The organism is Agarivorans albus (genome assembly GCF_019670105.1).
GTDB classification, from domain to species: Bacteria; Pseudomonadota; Gammaproteobacteria; order Enterobacterales; family Celerinatantimonadaceae; genus Agarivorans; species Agarivorans albus.
This window is the reverse complement of record NZ_AP023032.1, coordinates 1,863,307-1,882,012: the sequence shown is the minus strand read 5'-3', so window position 1 is coordinate 1,882,012 and position 18,706 is coordinate 1,863,307. Positions and strand designations below refer to the sequence as shown.

The window sequence follows — 18,706 nt, the reverse complement described above, 5'->3', positions numbered from 1 at the left end:
AACACGAGCTTATGGCGAAATTTTTAACAGCGGCCACTGTGCCAACCAATTTTTTGAGTTTACACGATGTTCAAAAACTTCAAGTGAACGTTTGGAGTTAAATGTAAGTTCTAGATTAAATAACGATTCGAAACCAAATGCAGAAACACACTCATAGCTTGAGAGGCTTGTTTTGCGAATAGCTACTGCGGTCTCTTTCTCCGGCCAATAGCGCATTGCATCTATAGCGCTTTGATAGGGTAAATCCCCGTTGCGATGGTGCATCACGGCTTGATTGCGAACCTGCCAATTGAGCGAAGGTAGTTTGCGACGAAGAGCATTTTCATAGCTCAAATGGGTATCTAAGTCGGCCTCATTGGCGTCAAAGTAGATGACATCAACGTCGTTAAGTGTCGTTGGAACAGACTTTTGATGGAGATAATCCCACACTAAGTTTCGGACAAACCCAGCCGCCAAGTAGCATTGAGGCAAGCTCAACTCAAACACTAGGTTTATCGCCGCAACCCTAACAGGATCTTGTTTTATCAGTTCGATAATATTGATGTCCCAGCACCCGCTATTCACGGCTAGACTTGACGCGATTGATAGGGCTTTTTAGCTAATACAACATCGTAAAAATTGTCTTTAATAAACTTATATAGCCTCAAGTCAGCTCCTAGCTCAACTAAGTCCTTGATAGGTACTTCCCACTCTTGGAATCCTTCCATTTTGACGAGTAGCTTATGCATTGCAACTGTTTCACCGGTGCGCCCTTTTGAAATGTACTGAGAGTGAAACGACTCGTAACGCATAAATTGGACTTTATTGCGCGGAATACAGATTTCACCGAAAGCGCCATCACGAATATACAAACTTCCGGCTTTAATCCAAGCAGAAGGCTTCATACCATTTTTAAACCAAAACACAAATGAAGCCAGCATAACTACTAGGACAATAATGAGCGTAAACGCACTCAAGCCTTTAGCTTGAGCTACTACAAATAATAGGAATGGAAGAGGCGCTAGGGATGCCATGAAGATCTGAATGTAATTCCGTTCTCTTGGTAATACTGCATCCATAATCAAAATTTACCTATAAACCTAACATTTAATCTATGCGTCCTTGCAAGCATAGCCTAGCTTACAAGCCAACAGATACTTATCTACAACCTTACTAATAAATACCAAAAAAATAGGTAAAATCATACGGTAAACAGACTAACCATGAGAACTTTGATTCAGATAAGAAGCTGGTTGATAGAAATCTATGGCAGACACACCGGGGATGGAGTTGAAACTTAGCCTCTTTTATTAGCGAATCAGGTGATTAGCTCTCTCTCTTCTAGGCCAATAAAACTGGGTAACTTAATTGTGAAGCGCCAAAACGAATAAAAGCGGCCCAGCTTAGCTAAACCGCCTTTATACGCTTACCTGTAAATTAACTCACCTTACAAGCGCACTACGGTATCGCAGCGCTTCTCAATCATGTAGGGATCGTGGCTTACTAATAACAGCGCACAACCTTGTTGTTTCGCCAAATCCACTAGTAGGTCGGTCACCTCTTTTGCAATTACCGGATCTAAGCGAGAGGTGGGTTCATCGGCAAACAAAAATACCGGATCCAGTAACAAAGCACGCAAAATTGCAAAACGCTGCAATTCTCCCCCTGACACCTCGGTGCTTCTTCGCGCGAGAAGCTCTGGTGCCAAGTTAAGTTTGTTCATTAAATCCGGCACACGCTCGCGCTCTACCTTGTGCAGCTTGAGCAAGTCTTCCAACAATACTCCAAGTGAAACACTAGAGGTAATTGCCGCAGGAGGGTCTTGGTAAAGCTTCAACCATTGGTAAGGTTTAGCGTCGTTCTTTAACTTGTTCACCTGGCCATCAACCGGCTTAAGTAAACCCAGTAAAGTATCGCCTAAAGTGCTTTTGCCACAACCACTATCACCTACCACCCCCACCACTTCGCCAGTGTGAATGGTGAAATCGATGTTCTTCGACAGCGCTGTACCATTGCGACCTATCACTAAACACTTAGTTTCGAGTACTGGGGTTTTAGCAATTTGGCTTTTCTCACGCTGTTGCCAGTGGCGTGGATCCGCGGCAATCAGCAATTGGGTATAAGCGTGTTGAGGATTTTCCAATACTTGCTCAGCACTACCCCGTTCAACCACTTCCCCTTCTTTCATCACAATAATCTCACCGCCAATCTGGCGTGCAACTTCTATGTCATGAGTAATGGTTAGCAAACCACCACCCTTGGCACTGTTGATTAGCAATTGAATGATGTCGTCTCTGCGGCTTACATCAAGCCCTTTTGTTGGCTCATCGGCTAGCACCAACTTTGCTCCACCAGCTGTTGCCGCAGATACCGCTAAACGCTGCGCCATGCCACCGGATAGTTGCCCAGGGCGTTTTAAGGCGCTACTTTTCAAGCCGACTCGGTCTAAGTCCTCTATTGCGCGATTAAATGCAGTTTCTTCGTCGAGATTGTGCAAACACTCGTAAACTTCAGACACTTGCTGAATAGCCGGCATTAACGGGTCAAGTGCGCGCCAAGGCTCCTGAGGTAACATTATTACCTGCTTGCCCCAAAGGCTGGTGAGTGACTTTCGCTCATGAACTTTACCAAATACTTCTACTTTACCTTGTTGCGATAATTCGCTAGGTAACAAACCCACAATGGCTTGAGCCAACAAGCTTTTACCCGAGCCAGTTTGGCCAAGAATAGTTAAAGGTTTGTCTTGGTATAACTGAAGCGATAAGGGTTGAAGCAACTCAAGCTCTTTGGCGTTAATCGAAAGATCAGTCAGCTGAATTAAGAGATTCACGGCTCGCTCCTGCTAATAAATGAAAACCTAACACCAATAGAGCAACCACGAGTAAGGGTTGAGCGAGTACCCAGGGTGCTTCAATATAAAACGGAAATAGCTCCACACTCATTAAGCCCAGTTCGGCCAATGGTGGTTGAATACCTACCGCAATAAAGCCCAGCGATGCCATCATTAAAATGGCATTCGCAGCGCCAAAGGCTGCCATGGTAAATACCGACGAAGCGACGGCTGGCCAAATGTGACGCTTAAACTGATACCATTTACCAAAGCCCATCATGGCGGAAACCTGCCGCTCGGGGCTATCGACAATGGTTCGCGTAATTGCGCGGGTTACGCGATAATACTCAACCCACTGCACCAATGAGATAGCGAGGTACATCACTAAAAATGAACCCGGCGCCAGTGCTGAAAGTAATAACACCAACACCAAACCAGGTAGCGCGAGTAGTATATTCACCACCACATCTAGAGCTTGCTCAACTCTGCCTCCCGCCCAAGCAGAACAAACGCCAAGCGTTACACCTAATACAGAGGCACTAACAACACAAAGCACGCCTAAGCTAAATGACAAGCCGATAGCACTGGCTAAACGGGTCATCATATCTCGACCAAAATGATCGGTACCCAGCCAATTGTTGGCACTTGGCAGTAATAAACGCTGTGCTAAGTTTTGCTCATCAATACTATGTGGAGACAAGCAAGCCACTAATAGCGAAAACGTCAGCAGCCCAAGCAGAATAATTAAGCCAAGCTTTTGATTTAAATTTAATTGCTTCATCATTTCTCTAGCTGACCTCTTGGATCAATCCAGTAACACAACACATCTATCAGGCTATTTAGCAATACAAACAACACCCCCATGGTAAGGGCACAGCCTTGAATAACCGGAATATCGCGGGCAAAAATTGCGTGCGCAAGGCCGTGGCCAACACCAGGCCAAGAGAAGAGAGACTCAATCATCACTATCCCCTCAATCACGCTCACCAGTTGAATACCAATAAAAGCAACAACGGGCACCGCCATATTTCTCACACCATGGCGAAAAAAGGTTTGATTCTCGGTTAAGCCTTTTACTCGGGAGAATAGATAAAAGGGTGAGCGAAGCACCCGGCCTACGCTATTGTGAACCACCCGATTTGATACCGCTGCTAAACTAATCGCTAAGGTTACACTTGGCAAAACAAGGTGTTGCCAAGTACCGTAACCTGCTACCGGGAACCATTGCCACTCAATGGCGAACAGCAAAATTAGTATCAAACCCAATACAAATACTGGCATTGCCCGGGTGAAGGTAGAAAACCACACCACCAGCGAATTAATCACGCCGCCTTTTTTCTTCAATACTTCTTTAGCCGTTAAGGTACCTAAAGGCAGCGCAATCAATATCGATAAGGCAATGCCAACCCCTGCTAGCAGCAATGAATGGCCTAGTTGATGTAAAACCATTTCACTAACCGGTAATCCACTTACCAGTGAATTACCTAAGTTAAGCTGCAGTAGGTCTAACAACCAACTAACGTAGCTACTCAACCAACCTTGGTCTAAGTTTAATTCTTGGCGAACAAGTTCTGCCGCTGCTGAATCAACGTTATCCTGCCCGTAGCGACTGGCCGCAATTCTATAAGCCATATCTCCTGGTAGGCTACGCATCAATACAAAAGTCAGCGTACCCACTCCCCAAGCAACCAAAATAAGTTGGTATAAGCGCTTTTTAGCTAGATCCCACAACATCGTTTACGTTCCTACTGTTCGAAATACATCTGATTGATGAAGTAATCACGCTCAAAGGGGTCGAACTTAAAGTTCTTCACTCGTGCATTAACCGACGTATGTTGGCTGTAGCTAGAAATAGGTAGCACTGGAGTATCCTGATAGATCTCTTGCGCCACCTCTTGGCTTAAGGCAAAAGATTGCTCAGCTTGGCTGGAATTTAGCAACTCAGCAATGGCAGTATCTACCTGCGGATTAACCCAGTTCATGGTTCCCCAGTCGCCACCACCGTTGGCAAAATCACTACTAATAATGGGTAAAGGGTCGGCACTAAAGCCAAAGTTGCGGGCAATAAGCGCCATTTCTAAAGAACCATCGGTATGACCCGCCGGGATCATGCTTGAGTTAGTTACATCTACTTTTAGATCTACGCCAAGTTTGGCCCACTGCGCTTGAATGGCCGTTGCTACTGTAGCCAGTTCAGGACGGTCTGCATATGTCATCATAGTAATTTTAAATGGCTTACCATCGCGCTCTAACAATCCCGACGTACCTTTTTGCCAACCTAAACCGCTGAGTATTTGCTGCGCCTGTTCTAAGTTGTAAGGATTATTATCAACTCCTTCAATAAACCATTGCGACATAGAGCTAGGCATAAGTTGTGCAGTTTCAGAACCTTCAGCGCCCAGTACATTTTTGCTAATGGCGGCTCTATCTAAAGCCATACTCAAGGCTTGGCGAGCTTTAACATCACTAAGGAAGGGGTGACCAGCATTTAACTTCACAAACATAGTTCGTGGGATTAGATTGCTGTGAACAGCTAACTCAGTGCTTGATTCAAGTTGGCTAAGCATGGCTGGGTCTAGGGTAAACACTATGTCAGCTTCGCCAGATTTAGCCTGCAAAATCCGGCTTTCGGCTCGGTGACCAGTTAAGTAAGTTGCAAAGCTGATTTGAGCCTTTTCTCCCCAGTACTCATCAAACTTCCTCACGGTTAATTTATGAGGCGGCGAAAAGCTTTCCATTTGGTATGGGCCGCTGCCATATAGCTCTAGTACCGCACCATCTTCTTGGTAGGATTTTTCTGCCAAAATGGCATTTGAATAGTTGGTTAGCAGCGCGGCGAACGCCACATACGGTTTAGCTAACTCGATACCAATTTGATTGTCGCTAAGTGCAGAAATGTTCACGACTTCCGCTTTGCTTAAAGTACCGTGCTTACTTTGAGCAACCTTAAGAGAATGAACAGCTACATTAGCGTCAAGAGACGAGCCATCGTGGAAGGTCACTCCATCTCGCAAAGTAAATTGCCAGTTCAGCCCATCTTCACTCACCTGCCACTGCGTTGCTAATCCTGCTGTAATGGCGCCACGTTCGTCCACGTTTAACAGCGTCTCAATCACTTGCATACGGGTTAATATGTAGCCTTGTTTAGAGGGGTCTAAACTGGTCATTTCCCAGGGGCCACTAATAGATAAAGTATTAGCTTTGCTTGGCGTTAAAGACTCAGATTTTTTGGAGTCTTTAAACATTACAGCGGTAACAACAACCGCGAGTACGAGCACAACAAGCAACGCACCACGCTTGAATTTGTTCTTGGGTTTATAAGATATTTCAGTCATAAGGGTTCCTAACGTATTCCATTTAACGCTATAAAAAAGGAGATTTTGAAAAGATACTCGGTAGAAAATTTAGAATCGCAGAGGCGGAGAGCGCGTTCTTGGAAGTGCAGTAAAACAGGCGGTTTCTTCTAATGTACTAAAGCTAAGAGAGCACTTAGTAAGAGCGACTAAAGTGACTGAAATAACTGGATAGCTTATTGCATTAAGCATCGCATCATACATTTCACACTGGTGCTGTTCATGAACATGCTGCTCCACCTCCATCGCATGAACGAGCGAAAGGCTACTCAACCCCACAGGGATAATGAGCATCGCCAGTATTAGCAATTTATTAAATTGGAAGCGGCTGAAATAAAACACAGTAGCAACAGTGGGATACGAATAAATGTGATGTTATATCATTTCAATTGCAAATCACAGCCAAGATAGCAATTAACAAATAAAACGATATAGGGCCTAAGCACGCAACAAAGAAGTTTTCTAAAACAGAGCTCATGCCAAATGTAAGCAAGCCAATAAAAATTGAACAAAACCAGCCGCTAAAGATTTCTTCGCACAGTCAAGTCACGCAAGCCTTTATGAAATTTCGTTTCAATAAAGTCAATTTAAAAGCAAATGAATAAAAACCAAATACAATAAGAGATTGATTATAAAAACAAAAAAATAAAAAGCACTTTAGAATCAACATCTGATTAAAAAATGACCTTTATTTAACTTCACATTTTCATAACATTGACCTAACCTTTACCTAGAAGCTGATTTGTGACGCAGTTAACAATATGACTAGTCATCGTTAATACCAAATCGTCTTCCGTAACTCTGTTAATAAGTCGACAGCCATTGCACTCATTACAGTAATAAAAACTTTTTTGTAAAAGGAATCACTATGAAAGTTTTAAGTTTAGCGTTAGCTCTTAGCTTTGCAGCAAGCTCTGTTCAAGCCATGGGCATTTATGTTTTTAACGATAATTTTGACTGTTCAAAGGTATTGAAAACCGAGCAGTCTCGCGGCCCTATAACCAAAGCGGTTATAGATGATTGCAAAATGAAGACGAAAAAGTAATTCCACAATCGTTAACTTCAGGTCTTTTAGAGCTGCATTTTCAGCTGAGAATGCAGCTAGTTTTTTAGAACGGCAAATACTTATCCTTCCTAAGATCCATCAGATAAGCATTTTGAATTAATGCAAATTGCAACAGGAAACAAGCACAATCAAGCTCCCGTTAAGCCAGTTGGCTATACACCTTTTCAAACTGCGGGATAATCGCTTCTGGGGAATAACGCTCGATAATGGTTTGCCTGGCCTGCTTAGCAAGTTGATACTGAAAATCAGCATTTTGTTGCCAGCGTTTAATGACTTTACGCCACTGCTCCACTTCAAAGCCTTCTAGTATAAAACCATTTTGTTGGTGTTTAATGAGTTCACTAAGCGCCCCAACATTAGTGGCGATAACCGGGATCCCTCTGCTCATGGCCTCTAACGACGCCAGCGGCAAGCCCTCATTTCGTGAAGGCATACACAGTAAATCTAGCTCTTGCCAGCAAGTATCCATGCTGTTTTGTTTTCCGCGTAGCCTTAGATTACTTAAGTTTTTGTGCTCATCACTTGGCAATAAAGCCCCCTCACCAAACACCACAAAGTTTAGCTCAGGCATGGCCTTAGCCAATTGGTAAAAACGATCAGGCCCCTTTACTTCTGTTAGCCGACCAACAAAGCCAATGGTTAAACGGCGCTTATGTCGCCGAGACTTTAAGGTCGATACAAACGGAGGGACTTGCACGAAGTTATTCACTATCATGCTAGACGCTGCAACACGCTTGGCTATATCTCTACTAATAGCAATTCTGGCCTGCGACAAACACGCAGTGTTACGATCTAACCAGTCGTAGCAGGCTAAACGCCCTTGGCTAATTTCACCAGCATGATAGCTAGAAACCAACTTGATAGGTTTAATACAGCGTAACACGCGCCCAACTAAACTCGCTTTGTAACCATGGCTATGTACTAGCCTTGGAGAGAAGTTATTCACCGCATGCAACAAACTAGCTATCGCGCCGTCGAGTATTAACCAAGGTACTTGAGCTTGCTCTAACTGACTAAGCATAGGATGAGGCTTGATATAAGCCTTCCAAAACACAACACATACAGCATGACCTCGTTGATGAAGCGCTAAGGCCAAATTGAACACGTGGCTCTCTATACCGCCCACTGTTTGGCTGTCGATAAACAACCAAACAGAATGCGCTTGAGGAACAATCTCACCATGATGATATGCCTGCATCACATTGACCTCTTAAAACGAAAAGCTCGGTGAAGTAACACCTAACTCTGCCAAACTTAACTCTTGATGAACTCGAGTCACGTTGCCAGACGATAGCTGCCAAACCTCCGCCACTAAAGTGCTGGCATGAGCAGGCAAAGTTATATCTAGCGCCATTTGTGATTGGCTAATTTGACCACGCCATACACAAGAACTGTACTCTAGACTTTGCTGCTCCATATCTTTCCATTGGGTGCAAATGTTTAAGTAAGCTCGTTCGTCTCCCAGCATTGGATAAGACACCTGCAACTCTATATCTTGCTGATTACTAAAAATAAAACTCTCTGCTACCTGTACCTCTTCTAAGCTGGTTGCAATAGGCGTTGGTTCAGGGCTTGGCTCGGGCACTGTTTCTACAGGTGTTGTTGGCTCTGGGCTTGGTTCAGTTTCTACCGTTTCAACAACTTCGGTTTGGCCACCTCCACCGCCGCCTCCGCCACAGGCCACTAACAAGCTGCTGCTTAACACCAATAGCCCACTACTTAAGATACGGTTTACATTGATTAACTTGTTCATGGTCTTACTCCTGATCTTGATAAATAAGTTCGCTGCGGGCATTTTCCAGCAAGTACCAGTCACTGGCTTGTTGGCCTTCACTTTGGGCGTATTCAATAAAGTTTGGGTAGGCATCGCTTACTTTGATTCGCTCAAATGGATACTGCCAGTTGTAAGGCACAATGATTGCCCAAGGCAGGCCATTGCCAGTTTGGTAGTAGGAATTAGCCGCTGGGTTGGACACATCATCCATGCTTCCCCACAAGGTATCGTCGGCTTGTGAGCTTGGGCTTTGATTTTTAGCGTGGATCTCTAAGCCACGGCCTGGTGAGTTTGCAAAATAAGGATTACGAGCATGCTCGGTTGCGTAGATAAACGGATCAAACGGGGCACTAGGTAAACTATTGGCCGCAACACCTTCAAGCATTGGCAACAATACTTTAAAGTGAAGTTGACCTTCGCCACGACAATCGCTTTGCGTTTTGTAAAAGTCACACTGGTTTTGATTATTAATATAATCGCGCACGTTACTGGCAATGATCGCGGTAATGTCACTAGTGCTTGCATCCAGTACCGGGCTATCCAATAGCTGTCCATTTATTTCATATCGAATGGCAGCAACATCCACCAACGATTTATCAATCCCTGGAATACGGATCGCAAAGCCGTTATGAAAACTTGCGCCAACCGCTCTTACTTCACCTTGCAGTTCTATTCTTGCAACATCACCTTCAGCAAAACTTAATACCTTAGTTTGCAGGTTAACCACTAGGTCGTTAAGGTCGTAGTCCCCTTCGGCAGGCCAGTTATCTTCAAAGGCCACCGTGGCGTAACCATCAGCACTTGGGTAATAACTAACCTGAGTGGCCGAGTCGCCCACGTAGATTTGCATGTCTTCCACTTCACCATCTGGTGCGCCACCCGTGGCGGCGTTACCGCCTGCCGAGCTAATCCGAAAACGTGCCCAGCGGTCACCACTTTCGTAGCCCTCAGGCACACTCACTAGCAGTGATTGCACCCCACTTACAACAGCTTGGTCGGTTAGTACTTGCTCTTGTGAATCGAATACGCCGTTGCCGTTTAAATCTATCCAAGCACTTAAGTAGCCATTAGCTGAGCTGTCTACCTGCACCACAAAATCTAGGCCTACTTGTACGTCGGTCACAAAGGCGATGCCATCTTCATCGTCTAATAAACGAGAGCTGTCATCACTCTTCGGATACACATAAGCATCGGCCTCGCCGTCTACATAGGTGCCTAAGTGAATTCCACCTTCTACTAACTGATGGCGAGCACCATTGTTGGCTAAAGAAGTACCAAAGCTATCTGGTGCGTCACCAAAATCGATATTGGCTTCATCTTCGGCAACAATCGGGGCGATTGCACATCGGGCGCCATCGTTATTGCCAGAGGCTGGTCCTTGAGCGTAAAACTGTGCTTGTGGGTTACTTTCTGAAACATCAATTTTGAATACTGAACCATCGCTGTTCCGGCTAATATATAGGTTGCCATCAACATCAAAGTAAACCGCGCCAAAGGTGCCAGTTTGACCAACATTTGCGAGGTTTTGGCTATTGCCGTTGCTAGCGTCAATGCTCCATAAGTTACCGTTGTTATCAACGCTGTAAAGCATGTTGTTATCGGGATGGAAGGCCATATCAAAAATGCGCAAGTTTAAGGCACTGCCATCAATTACTCGCTGCATTTGTAGGTAGTCACTATCAGTTTCATCTAGTGACACACGGTATAAGCCGCGCGATGAACCGCTGCGATAGAGGTAGTGTGCGTTATGGCTAACAGCCACATCGCCCACATAAAAACTCACATTACTGTCAATGCCATTCCAATCTAGGCTGAGTGGCTCAATTTGGTAGTCATCACCAATTCTTGCCAAGGTGCCATGCTGGTAACTCCAAGCATAAAGGTAATCGTCGTGGAGGTTAAAACCCAAAGCGTTGAGTTTTCCGGTAGTGCCCATATCATCGGCCAAGGTTTGGTAAAAGCCTGTGGCCAAATTAACACCGAACAATTGCGCCACATTTTGCTGAACCAAAAAAGCTTGTGTAGGGCAACTTGAGAACGCAGCACCATAAGAGCTCAATGGCGAGCAGAGCATGGCAAAAGCGAGAGGTTTCCAAGGTTTCATATTCAATCCTATCGTTTACTTTGTGAGGCTAGTAATTGCTTATCAGCAAGAGCCAAGCCAGATTTGTAAAAATATGATTTATATGAATTTAAGTACTCACTCCCATTGAATAGAATGACACTTTTGCATCTTGCAAATCAGTTAGAATAGCTGAAGAACTAAAGCAATCTAACTCCCTAGCAACCAAACTGCGTTTTCAACATCTATTCCCTTGGCAAACCCTTCTGTTTCCTGTCTGCTCGCGAGTTTCTTTAAAGCATAAATGGATGCATATAAACGCTCTATTTCAGACTCTGCTAACGCAAAAGGAGGACCGGAATATTGGCTTTGTTCGTAGTTGTAGGTAACCACTAGTTGCGGTGCATTGTTGGTGAGAATTGGTAGCGTTTGAGCGTAGCGCGTGCGAATGTCTTCCGGTAAGGCCACTAAAGCACCACGATCATAAATTGCGTCCACTTCGCCTAATAACTCACTGTTTAGACAAAAGATATTAGCGACAAAAATATCTATATTTGCGCTGGTGTAATGTAGGCCGTCAGCTAAGCTCTCTACTTTTGGCTCTAAGTTTAACTCTGCAAAAAGCTGCTTTATGGCATGCTCACTAAGCTCTACGCCCACTACTCTCATCCCATTGTCTAACAACCAGGCGATGTCTCGCGTTTTCCCACACAAAGGAACAAACACTCGCGCACCTGCTGCTAGTTTGAGAGCATTAAAGTACTCATATAAAAAGCGGTTCACCTCTCCTTCGTGAAAACCGATTTCGTCTTTTTCCCATTTTTGATGCCAAAATTGTTCGTGCACGTTTACCCCCCTAAAATCTTTCTAATCTGCAAAAAGCGTTGCGCTAAGCAAGCTTATCCACTAGTTTACAAGTTAAAGTCGACTTTAAGTCAAGAGTAAAAAAGATGGATATTGCAGAAGTAGTAAAGGCCTCGGGGCTTAGCGCTTCAACACTGCGCTACTATGAACAACAAGGCTTGATTAAATCTAGTTCACGAAAGGGATTGCGACGCCAGTTTAATAGCAAGGTTGTGGAACAGCTGGCATTTATTAGCTTAGCCAGCCAAGCTGGATTTTCATTAACTGAAATAAAACCCATGCTCACATCAACTGGAGCGCAAGTAGACCGAGCCAAGCTAAATGCCAAAGCCGATGAATTAGACAAAACAATCAAAGCTCTCACAACTATGCGTGATGGCTTAAGACACAGTGCAAAATGCAAAGCAGCTAATCATTTCGAATGCCCTACCTTTCGCCGATTACTTAACATCGCCAGTAAGAAATCGAGCAAACCTAATAACAAACTCAAACAAGCCTAAAGTAAAAAGCCCTGCTAAACAGGGCCTTTTTGCATCTTGGTAAAAGCAAACCTAACTTGCTTCGGCTTCTTCCCATGATTGCTTTTTGCGATAAATAGTAGAAGGACTTACATCCAGCAATTCTGCAGCTTTAGGAATATTACCATCGCAATGGTCTATCGCATGTTCGATGGCTTCCTTCTCAGTAATCCACAGCGGTTGAATTTGATATTGGCTAACGCCGTTTAAGCCAGTATCAGTTTGTTCCTCGGTAACGACTTCTTCTGGGTGTCGACCATCTTTACCGATGGCACCTTCTGGTACCAATTGGTTTATCGGAGGTGGTAGCTGGCTAGCGAGTACTTCCTTGCCATCGTGTAATACACAAATATTGCGAATAACGTTTTGCAACTGACGTACATTCCCCGGCCAATCATAGTTGCTCATTACCGTAGCGGTTAAACTTGAAAAGCGGCGAAATTGCTTACCCTCTTCCTTGGCGTAACGACGCAGAAACTTTTGCGCAATGCCGGGAACATCTAATCCCCTTTCACGTAATGGCGGCAAATGAATTGGCACTACATACAAGCGATAATAAAGATCTTCTCTAAATCGGCCAGCTTGCACCTCTTCCCAGGGGTCGCGGTTGGTGGCACACAAAAACCTAACATCCACCTGTTCTTCTTGGCTGCCACCTACTTTTTGAAAACGGCCTGTTTGAACAAAGCGCAGTAGCTTAGTTTGTAGCTCCATGTCCATTTCGCCTATTTCATCAAGAAACAAGGTTCCACCGTGGGCTTGTGAAGCTGCACCTGCACGCATCGACGAGGCACCGGTAAATGCGCCTTTAACATGACCAAAAATCTCGCTCTCCATGAGATCTTTAGGAATAGCGCCACAGTTAATCGCCACAAACGGTTTGTCGGAACGGGTACCTTGCTTATGAATGGCTTCGGCACAAACTTCCTTGCCGGTACCACTTTCACCGGTAATAAACACTGTGGCTTTACTTGGTGCTACCGCTTCAATCATGCGATATACATTTTGCATGGCTAGGCTGCTGCCAATAAAGCCATGGAAGCTATCGCGCCCTGCATCCGCTTGGTAGTTTTCGACTAAAGATTTTAGCTTATGAAGGTTAAGTGCATTATTCACGGTCACTTTTAAACGGCTGGCATCAAAAGGTTTTTCAATAAAATCCACCACCCCCAAACGCATCGAGTCAACAGCAATATCTACCGAGCCATAGGCAGTAATAATAATTACCGAGGTGGGCAAGCTACGTTCTACCATCCACTCTAATACTTGCATCCCGCCCATATCTGGCAGGTTTAAATCCAATAACATCACTTGCGGAGATTGCTTAGACAAGAACTCAATCGCGGCACCACCGGTGGCAACGCGCGCTAATTTTAGGTTCTCTTTGCTTAAATAAGCCTGATAGGTGGCAGCAAGCGTTTCGCTGTCTTCGACCAATAATACGGAGGCTGTTAACTCACTTCCCATGGCTTCTCCTTAAGCGCACACTGTTTTTTCAAACTGTTTAATGGCGTTAATTGTTTGCTCTACGGCATTGTCTAACTGCGGCACAGTATTGGCTAATGCTTCTGCGTCCGATGCTTTACCGGCTATTTCAATCGCTAATGCTAGTTGCCTCAAACGCTCGCCACCAAAAGTGGCTACATTGCCCTTTAGGGTATGAGCGGCTAATGCTACGTCGTCAAAAAGCTGCTCTTCAAAAGCTTGTTTAATGGTTACCCTCTGCTGCTCAGTTTCTTGATATAACAAAGAAAGCATCAACGGTAGCGCCTCTGTTCCGGCATCTTTTACCAACTGCTCGAGCACTTTTTTATCAACCAACACACTTAAGTCTTGTTCTAGCACCGCTGCTGTTTTTGTCTCTGAAACAGCCTGCAAGTTCGCCTTAGGTTTATCAGCGTTATTACTAGCAGTTGTTTGCTCTGGTATCGTTGATATAAGTGGCTCACTGAGCTGCGAGCGAATTGGTGCTTCGCTATACCACTGAACCAGTTTAGCCCTTAACAAGGGGATGTCGATAGGCTTAGTGATAAAATCGTTCATACCTGCAGAAAAACAGGCTTGTTTATCTTCGGCAAAGGCATTGGCAGTCATCGCCAAAATCGGAGTTTCTTGATTAGGCCCACTGGCTGCTCGAATGGCACGAGTTGCAGCTAAGCCGTCCATTACGGGCATTGCCATATCCATAAGAATCACGTCGTATTCATTGTGCTCGCAAAGCTCAACAGCAACTTGACCATTTTCAGCGCAGCTTAACTCTTTAACAAAATCTTTAAGTACTTGGGTCACTACCGCACGGTTCATAGCGCTGTCTTCAACCAACAGTACTCTGGCATCTTCTACTACAGATTGCTCAGGCTCTGTTTGTTCCGCCATATCATCTAATTGAATCACTGGTGCATGGCGACCTCTAAAGGGCAGATTTACCGTAAATGTAGTGCCGCGCCCTACTTCACTGTCTACGCTCACCTCACCGCCCATCTTCTCAACTAATTGGCGGGTAATTGCTAAGCCTAATCCGGTACCGGAATAACGTTTGGTAGCACCACTGTCCACTTGATAAAACTCTTCAAATAAGCGCTCTTTATCTTCTTTACTTATACCAATACCAGTGTCACTAACAGTAAGCTCTACACCATAAGGTTGGGTTGCTTTTAACCCCAAGCTCACTCCGCCCTTGGAGGTAAATTTAACCGCGTTCCCCATTAAGTTGAATACAATTTGCCTAAAGCGCAATGGCTCACCAAAATACTCAGGCAGTATTTCATCCGCCACATCTAACTCAAACTTCAGAGCCTTTTGCTGAGCCGTGGTATTAAATAACTTAACGATGCTTTCTAAGGTATCGGTGGCCGAGAACCACTCGTTGTTAAACTCTAACTGACCAGCCTCAATTTTAGAAAAATCTAATACATTATTCACCAAGGCCATTAGTGTATGTCCGGCCTCATTTCCAGTATCAACAAAACCCTGTTGCTCCAAGCTCAAATCGGTTTCTTTAAGTATTTGATACATGTTGATAATGGCATTTAACGGGGTGCGGATCTCGTGGCTCATGCTAGCTAAAAACCGGCTTTTAGCTAAGCTGGCGGCTTCTGCATCATGCTTGGCTCGCTCTAGTGATTGTTCCACTGCTTTTTGTTCACTTAAATCAGTAAAATGAGCCACATAATGAGTAATTTCACCTTCTGGATTTTTCACCGACGAGATACTTAACCACTCTGGTAAACGTTCGCCATTTTTTCGAAGGTTAACAATTTCGCCCGACCACACTCCATCTTGCTTGAGGTGTTGCCACATATTGTCGAAAAACGCTTTATCGTGCTCGCCAGAACTTAATATTGAAGGGGTTTGGCCTAAGGCTTCCTCAGCGCTATAACCCGTAATACGGGTAAAAGCTTGGTTAACCCGCACAATTTCGGCATGTTGATTAGTAATAAAAATAGCTTCGTTAGCATCAAAGGCTTCGGCGGCTAATTGCAGCTCTTGTTCAGTGCGTTTTTTGTCTGAAATATCACGCATAAACGCGGTAAATACAGTATCGTCACCCACTTCTACAGAACTAATCGTTAACTCCGAAAGAAACTCATGTCCTTCTTTATGCATAGCGGGTAACTCTAAGCGCTGGCCTAATACTGGCGCTTCACCGGTTTTTCTAAAATGCTTAAGGCCTTGACGGTGCGCTTCACGAAATGCTTCTGGTACCAGAAAACTCGCAAGTTCTTCACCCACGATTTCATCTCGGCTATAACCAAAAATTCGTTCAGCACTTTGGCTAAATTCTAATACATGGCCGTGTCTATCGGTGGTAATAACGGCATCCATTGCAGAAGCGATGGTTGCCTTTAAAATTGATTGGTTTTGCTTAAGCTCTAAGGCTAGCTTTTCTTGTGTTTCAATGGCTTGCTTAAACTCGATATGGGACTTTTCCAGCGCAGCTGACATGGTGTTAAACGCGTTTGATACCTCGGATATCTCATCCTTGCCTTTCACTTTAAGTTGAATACCCGGTCCAACTTGAGTAATAGTTTTGGCGGCATCTCTTAAGTCGCCCAGCTGGCGAGTAAGGTAAGAGCCCAACAAAAACGAAAACAGCGCCACTAAAGCTATTTCCAATAAAGCGATACTTACCCCAAAAGAGCTCGCTTCAGAAATTAGGCCATGCAGGCCATGGTCATAAACACCTATTTCTATGTTTCCGTATATTCGCCCACCAATCTCTACGACATTTTCGGTAACAAATACGCTGTGCTCATGGTCTCCTAAGTCGGGGTTATCTCTAGGGTTAGATAAGGGATCTACGCCTGCCTTTGATAACAAACGATCGTTTTGGTCTTTGATTATGACGTAGGCAATGTCTTTTTGTGCGGAGAATTCACTGGTAAGGCTATCGAGGGTGGCTAAATCGGTAGTGATAATGGCGTTTTTAGTGGTAGAGGCAAACAGAGAGGACATCATTCTACTGTGCTGCTCAACTTGCAGTTCGTTAGAATCATACAGCCAGCCAATACTGCTATACACCAACACGCCTAACAGCACGGCTTCAATTAAAGCGACGCCCAGAACTGTTTTTGCCTTAAAGCTAAATGTCATCGCGTCGTTTCATCCTTGTTGCTAAGGTCTATTAGTGGTGGGTATCGCCTATCCCAAGCTCTCTCACATCATCCCACTCGGCATCTTCGGCGGCAACAAAACCTTTCATATTTAAGGCTTTAAGTAAGCTTTGTTGCGCTTCATCTTGCCCCATACTAAGAAAAGCTTGCTGCACAGCGGCTAACACTGGCGCTTCCACATTGGGGTGTGCCGCGATAGCATGAGGTGTAAACCCTGGCGACTCCCATAATATGCGTAATTGGTCTTTAACCGTGCTACTTTGAAAAGTGCGCGGAATCCCCCCGCCGGCAGGATATAAACCCGCAGCTACAGCTCGATAAACCGAGTCATGCGACCCAACATAAAACGGATTAAAATCAATTTCTTGTTGAGCTAAGTAACCTCTAAGCACCACACTAGCGGCAAATGCATTGGGTGCAGGAAAAGCCATTGATTGAGAATCCAAGTCACGCACATTATTGATAGTAGTATCAGATTCTTTACTTACCACAATAATACCACTAAGTTTTTTATCTTTTGATTTTGCGAAAGCTCGGTAACCAGGTTGCTCTGAATAAACCTGGTAATGATAAGGATTCATATAGGCAAAGTCGTATTGCCCTTGAGCTAAGCGCTTTTCAAACTCAGCAATACTTGGTGCGGTTTTAAATTCTAAGAAATGACCACTATACTGGCTAACGGCCTCCAAAAGCGGACTCCATTGCAGCGCCAAACGGGTAGCTGATTGCTGCGGCACAATGCCAAAGGTATAGGTTTTTGCCTCAGCCTTTGACATAAGAGCGGCAAAAATCACCAGCAATAAACATACTAACAACACCGTAACTTTTATTTGCATACGGCGTTTGGCCTTATATTGCTTGTTTTTTAGCTCAAACAATTCTTGTTGCTGTTTACTCAATGGAACGCGACTTCCTTTCGCCGTTTGTATTATGAAAAACATATCATATCCTTATTGAAAGTAGTTGAGAGTTAACGAGAATTCTTTGCAGATACCCCTTGAAACGAGGAAACATGTCGGTAATTCGTGAAGTTTCTCTCAATAACTCATTTTTTAAACTTGGATTAAAGCGATCGTTCATCACAACCCCGAGTAGGCGAATATCTTCAAGGCTAAGATCGTTAATGGCCGATTCAAAAGCAGGCCGAGAAGTAACACCTGCCATCATGGTGATAATGCTGGCATCACACGCCGATAAAGCTCGAGCTGCATGAAGGTTGCCGCTATTGGTTTGATTGATCGCCGAAGTATCAAACAACACCAGCTGATAACTTTCCTTCCATTGCTCTACCCACTGCTCGATAGCACCAGGTTCTCTTAGCTGCACTAAGCTCACTTTGTCCATTGGTACTGGCAGATAATCTACGCCAGACTGTTGGTCTTTAATCACCCCAAGCACTTTGCCGCGATCCCAGCCTAAATCGAACACTGGCACATCAAAATGGCGGGGATGATGCAGGTTAAAATCCACAACTAGTACGCTTCGGCCAGCTCCGGCTGCACGCCTTGCAATGGCATCAACTAAAGTAGAAACGCCCTCTTCTGGCTGGCTAGCACTCACACCAATGCAAGAATGCTGTTTCACCGGTAAGCGTTGATACACTCGCTCTAGTTCTTGATAAGTTGACGGTAAGCTAATCATATAAAA

The 18,706-nt window shown here is 44.5% G+C and carries 16 protein-coding genes; 2 read left to right on the top strand and 14 right to left on the bottom strand.

Annotation, left to right across the window (positions count from 1 at the left end; translation table 11 throughout):
* Positions 1-9 precede the first annotated feature (9 nt).
* The 6 genes from K5620_RS08660 to K5620_RS08635 all read right to left on the bottom strand — a co-directional run bounded on the left by K5620_RS08660 (position 10) and on the right by K5620_RS08635 (position 6,144).
* Positions 10-564, bottom strand: a complete 555-nt coding sequence (locus tag K5620_RS08660) for a nucleotidyltransferase family protein (protein WP_215426342.1) — start codon at positions 562-564, stop codon at positions 10-12.
* Positions 565-566: 2 nt separating this feature from the next.
* Complete coding sequence (locus K5620_RS08655) at positions 567-1,058, bottom strand: hypothetical protein (protein ID WP_040306881.1); 492 nt, start codon at positions 1,056-1,058, stop codon at positions 567-569.
* Between the two features lie 368 nt (positions 1,059-1,426).
* Positions 1,427-2,809 (bottom strand): ABC transporter ATP-binding protein, encoded by a 1,383-nt coding sequence (locus K5620_RS08650; protein ID WP_016400546.1) that lies wholly within the window; start codon positions 2,807-2,809, stop codon positions 1,427-1,429.
* Complete coding sequence (locus K5620_RS08645) at positions 2,784-3,593, bottom strand: ABC transporter permease (protein WP_016400547.1); 810 nt, start codon at positions 3,591-3,593, stop codon at positions 2,784-2,786. The genes K5620_RS08650 and K5620_RS08645 overlap by 26 nt, the downstream gene beginning before the upstream one ends.
* Positions 3,590-4,543, bottom strand: coding sequence for an ABC transporter permease (locus K5620_RS08640; protein ID WP_016400548.1), 954 nt, complete (start codon positions 4,541-4,543; stop codon positions 3,590-3,592). Before K5620_RS08640 ends, K5620_RS08645 begins: the two co-directional genes overlap by 4 nt.
* Before the next feature lie 11 nt (positions 4,544-4,554).
* Positions 4,555-6,144: an ABC transporter substrate-binding protein gene (locus tag K5620_RS08635; RefSeq protein WP_016400549.1), complete on the bottom strand. Its 1,590-nt coding sequence runs from the start codon at positions 6,142-6,144 to the stop codon at positions 4,555-4,557.
* 886 nt (positions 6,145-7,030) lie between these two features.
* Here K5620_RS08635 and K5620_RS08630 point away from each other — a divergent pair.
* Complete coding sequence (locus K5620_RS08630) at positions 7,031-7,207, top strand: hypothetical protein (RefSeq protein ID WP_016400551.1); 177 nt, start codon at positions 7,031-7,033, stop codon at positions 7,205-7,207.
* A 160-nt stretch (positions 7,208-7,367) separates the two neighbouring features.
* Here the strand turns inward: K5620_RS08630 and K5620_RS08625 are convergent, their stop codons facing one another.
* From K5620_RS08625 to tmpT, 4 genes are all read right to left on the bottom strand, one after another.
* Positions 7,368-8,426, bottom strand: a complete 1,059-nt coding sequence (locus K5620_RS08625) for a glycosyltransferase family 4 protein (protein ID WP_016400552.1) — start codon at positions 8,424-8,426, stop codon at positions 7,368-7,370.
* A gap of 12 nt (positions 8,427-8,438) precedes the next feature.
* Positions 8,439-8,981: a hypothetical protein gene (locus tag K5620_RS08620; RefSeq protein ID WP_016400553.1), complete on the bottom strand. Its 543-nt coding sequence runs from the start codon at positions 8,979-8,981 to the stop codon at positions 8,439-8,441.
* Between the two features lie 4 nt (positions 8,982-8,985).
* Positions 8,986-11,106: an LruC domain-containing protein gene (locus K5620_RS08615; RefSeq protein ID WP_016400554.1), complete on the bottom strand. Its 2,121-nt coding sequence runs from the start codon at positions 11,104-11,106 to the stop codon at positions 8,986-8,988.
* 168 nt (positions 11,107-11,274) lie between these two features.
* On the bottom strand, positions 11,275-11,910 hold the full coding sequence (gene tmpT, locus K5620_RS08610) for a thiopurine S-methyltransferase (RefSeq protein ID WP_016400555.1): 636 nt from the start codon (positions 11,908-11,910) through the stop codon (positions 11,275-11,277).
* Between the two features lie 104 nt (positions 11,911-12,014).
* On the opposite strand from tmpT, the gene K5620_RS08605 reads away from it, so the two are divergent.
* Entirely contained in the window at positions 12,015-12,428 is a 414-nt protein-coding gene (locus tag K5620_RS08605; RefSeq protein ID WP_016400556.1) for a helix-turn-helix domain-containing protein, read from the top strand.
* 51 nt (positions 12,429-12,479) lie between these two features.
* On the opposite strand, the gene K5620_RS08600 is transcribed toward K5620_RS08605, so the two are convergent.
* From K5620_RS08600 to K5620_RS08585, 4 genes are read right to left on the bottom strand one after another with little or no spacing between them, the layout of a single operon-like run.
* A complete protein-coding gene (locus K5620_RS08600; protein WP_016400557.1) occupies positions 12,480-13,913 on the bottom strand; it encodes a sigma-54-dependent transcriptional regulator in 1,434 nt (477 codons plus the stop codon).
* Positions 13,914-13,922: 9 nt separating this feature from the next.
* Positions 13,923-17,039 carry a PAS domain S-box protein gene (locus K5620_RS08595; RefSeq protein WP_221077469.1) on the bottom strand — a complete coding sequence of 1,039 codons (3,117 nt, stop codon included), beginning with the start codon at positions 17,037-17,039 and terminating at the stop codon, positions 13,923-13,925.
* Positions 17,040-17,070: 31 nt separating this feature from the next.
* Positions 17,071-18,000: a phosphate/phosphite/phosphonate ABC transporter substrate-binding protein gene (locus K5620_RS08590; RefSeq protein WP_246612319.1), complete on the bottom strand. Its 930-nt coding sequence runs from the start codon at positions 17,998-18,000 to the stop codon at positions 17,071-17,073.
* 1 nt (position 18,001) lies between these two features.
* Entirely contained in the window at positions 18,002-18,700 is a 699-nt protein-coding gene (locus tag K5620_RS08585; RefSeq protein ID WP_016400561.1) for a P-loop NTPase family protein, read from the bottom strand.
* Between the last annotated feature and the right edge of the window lie 6 nt (positions 18,701-18,706).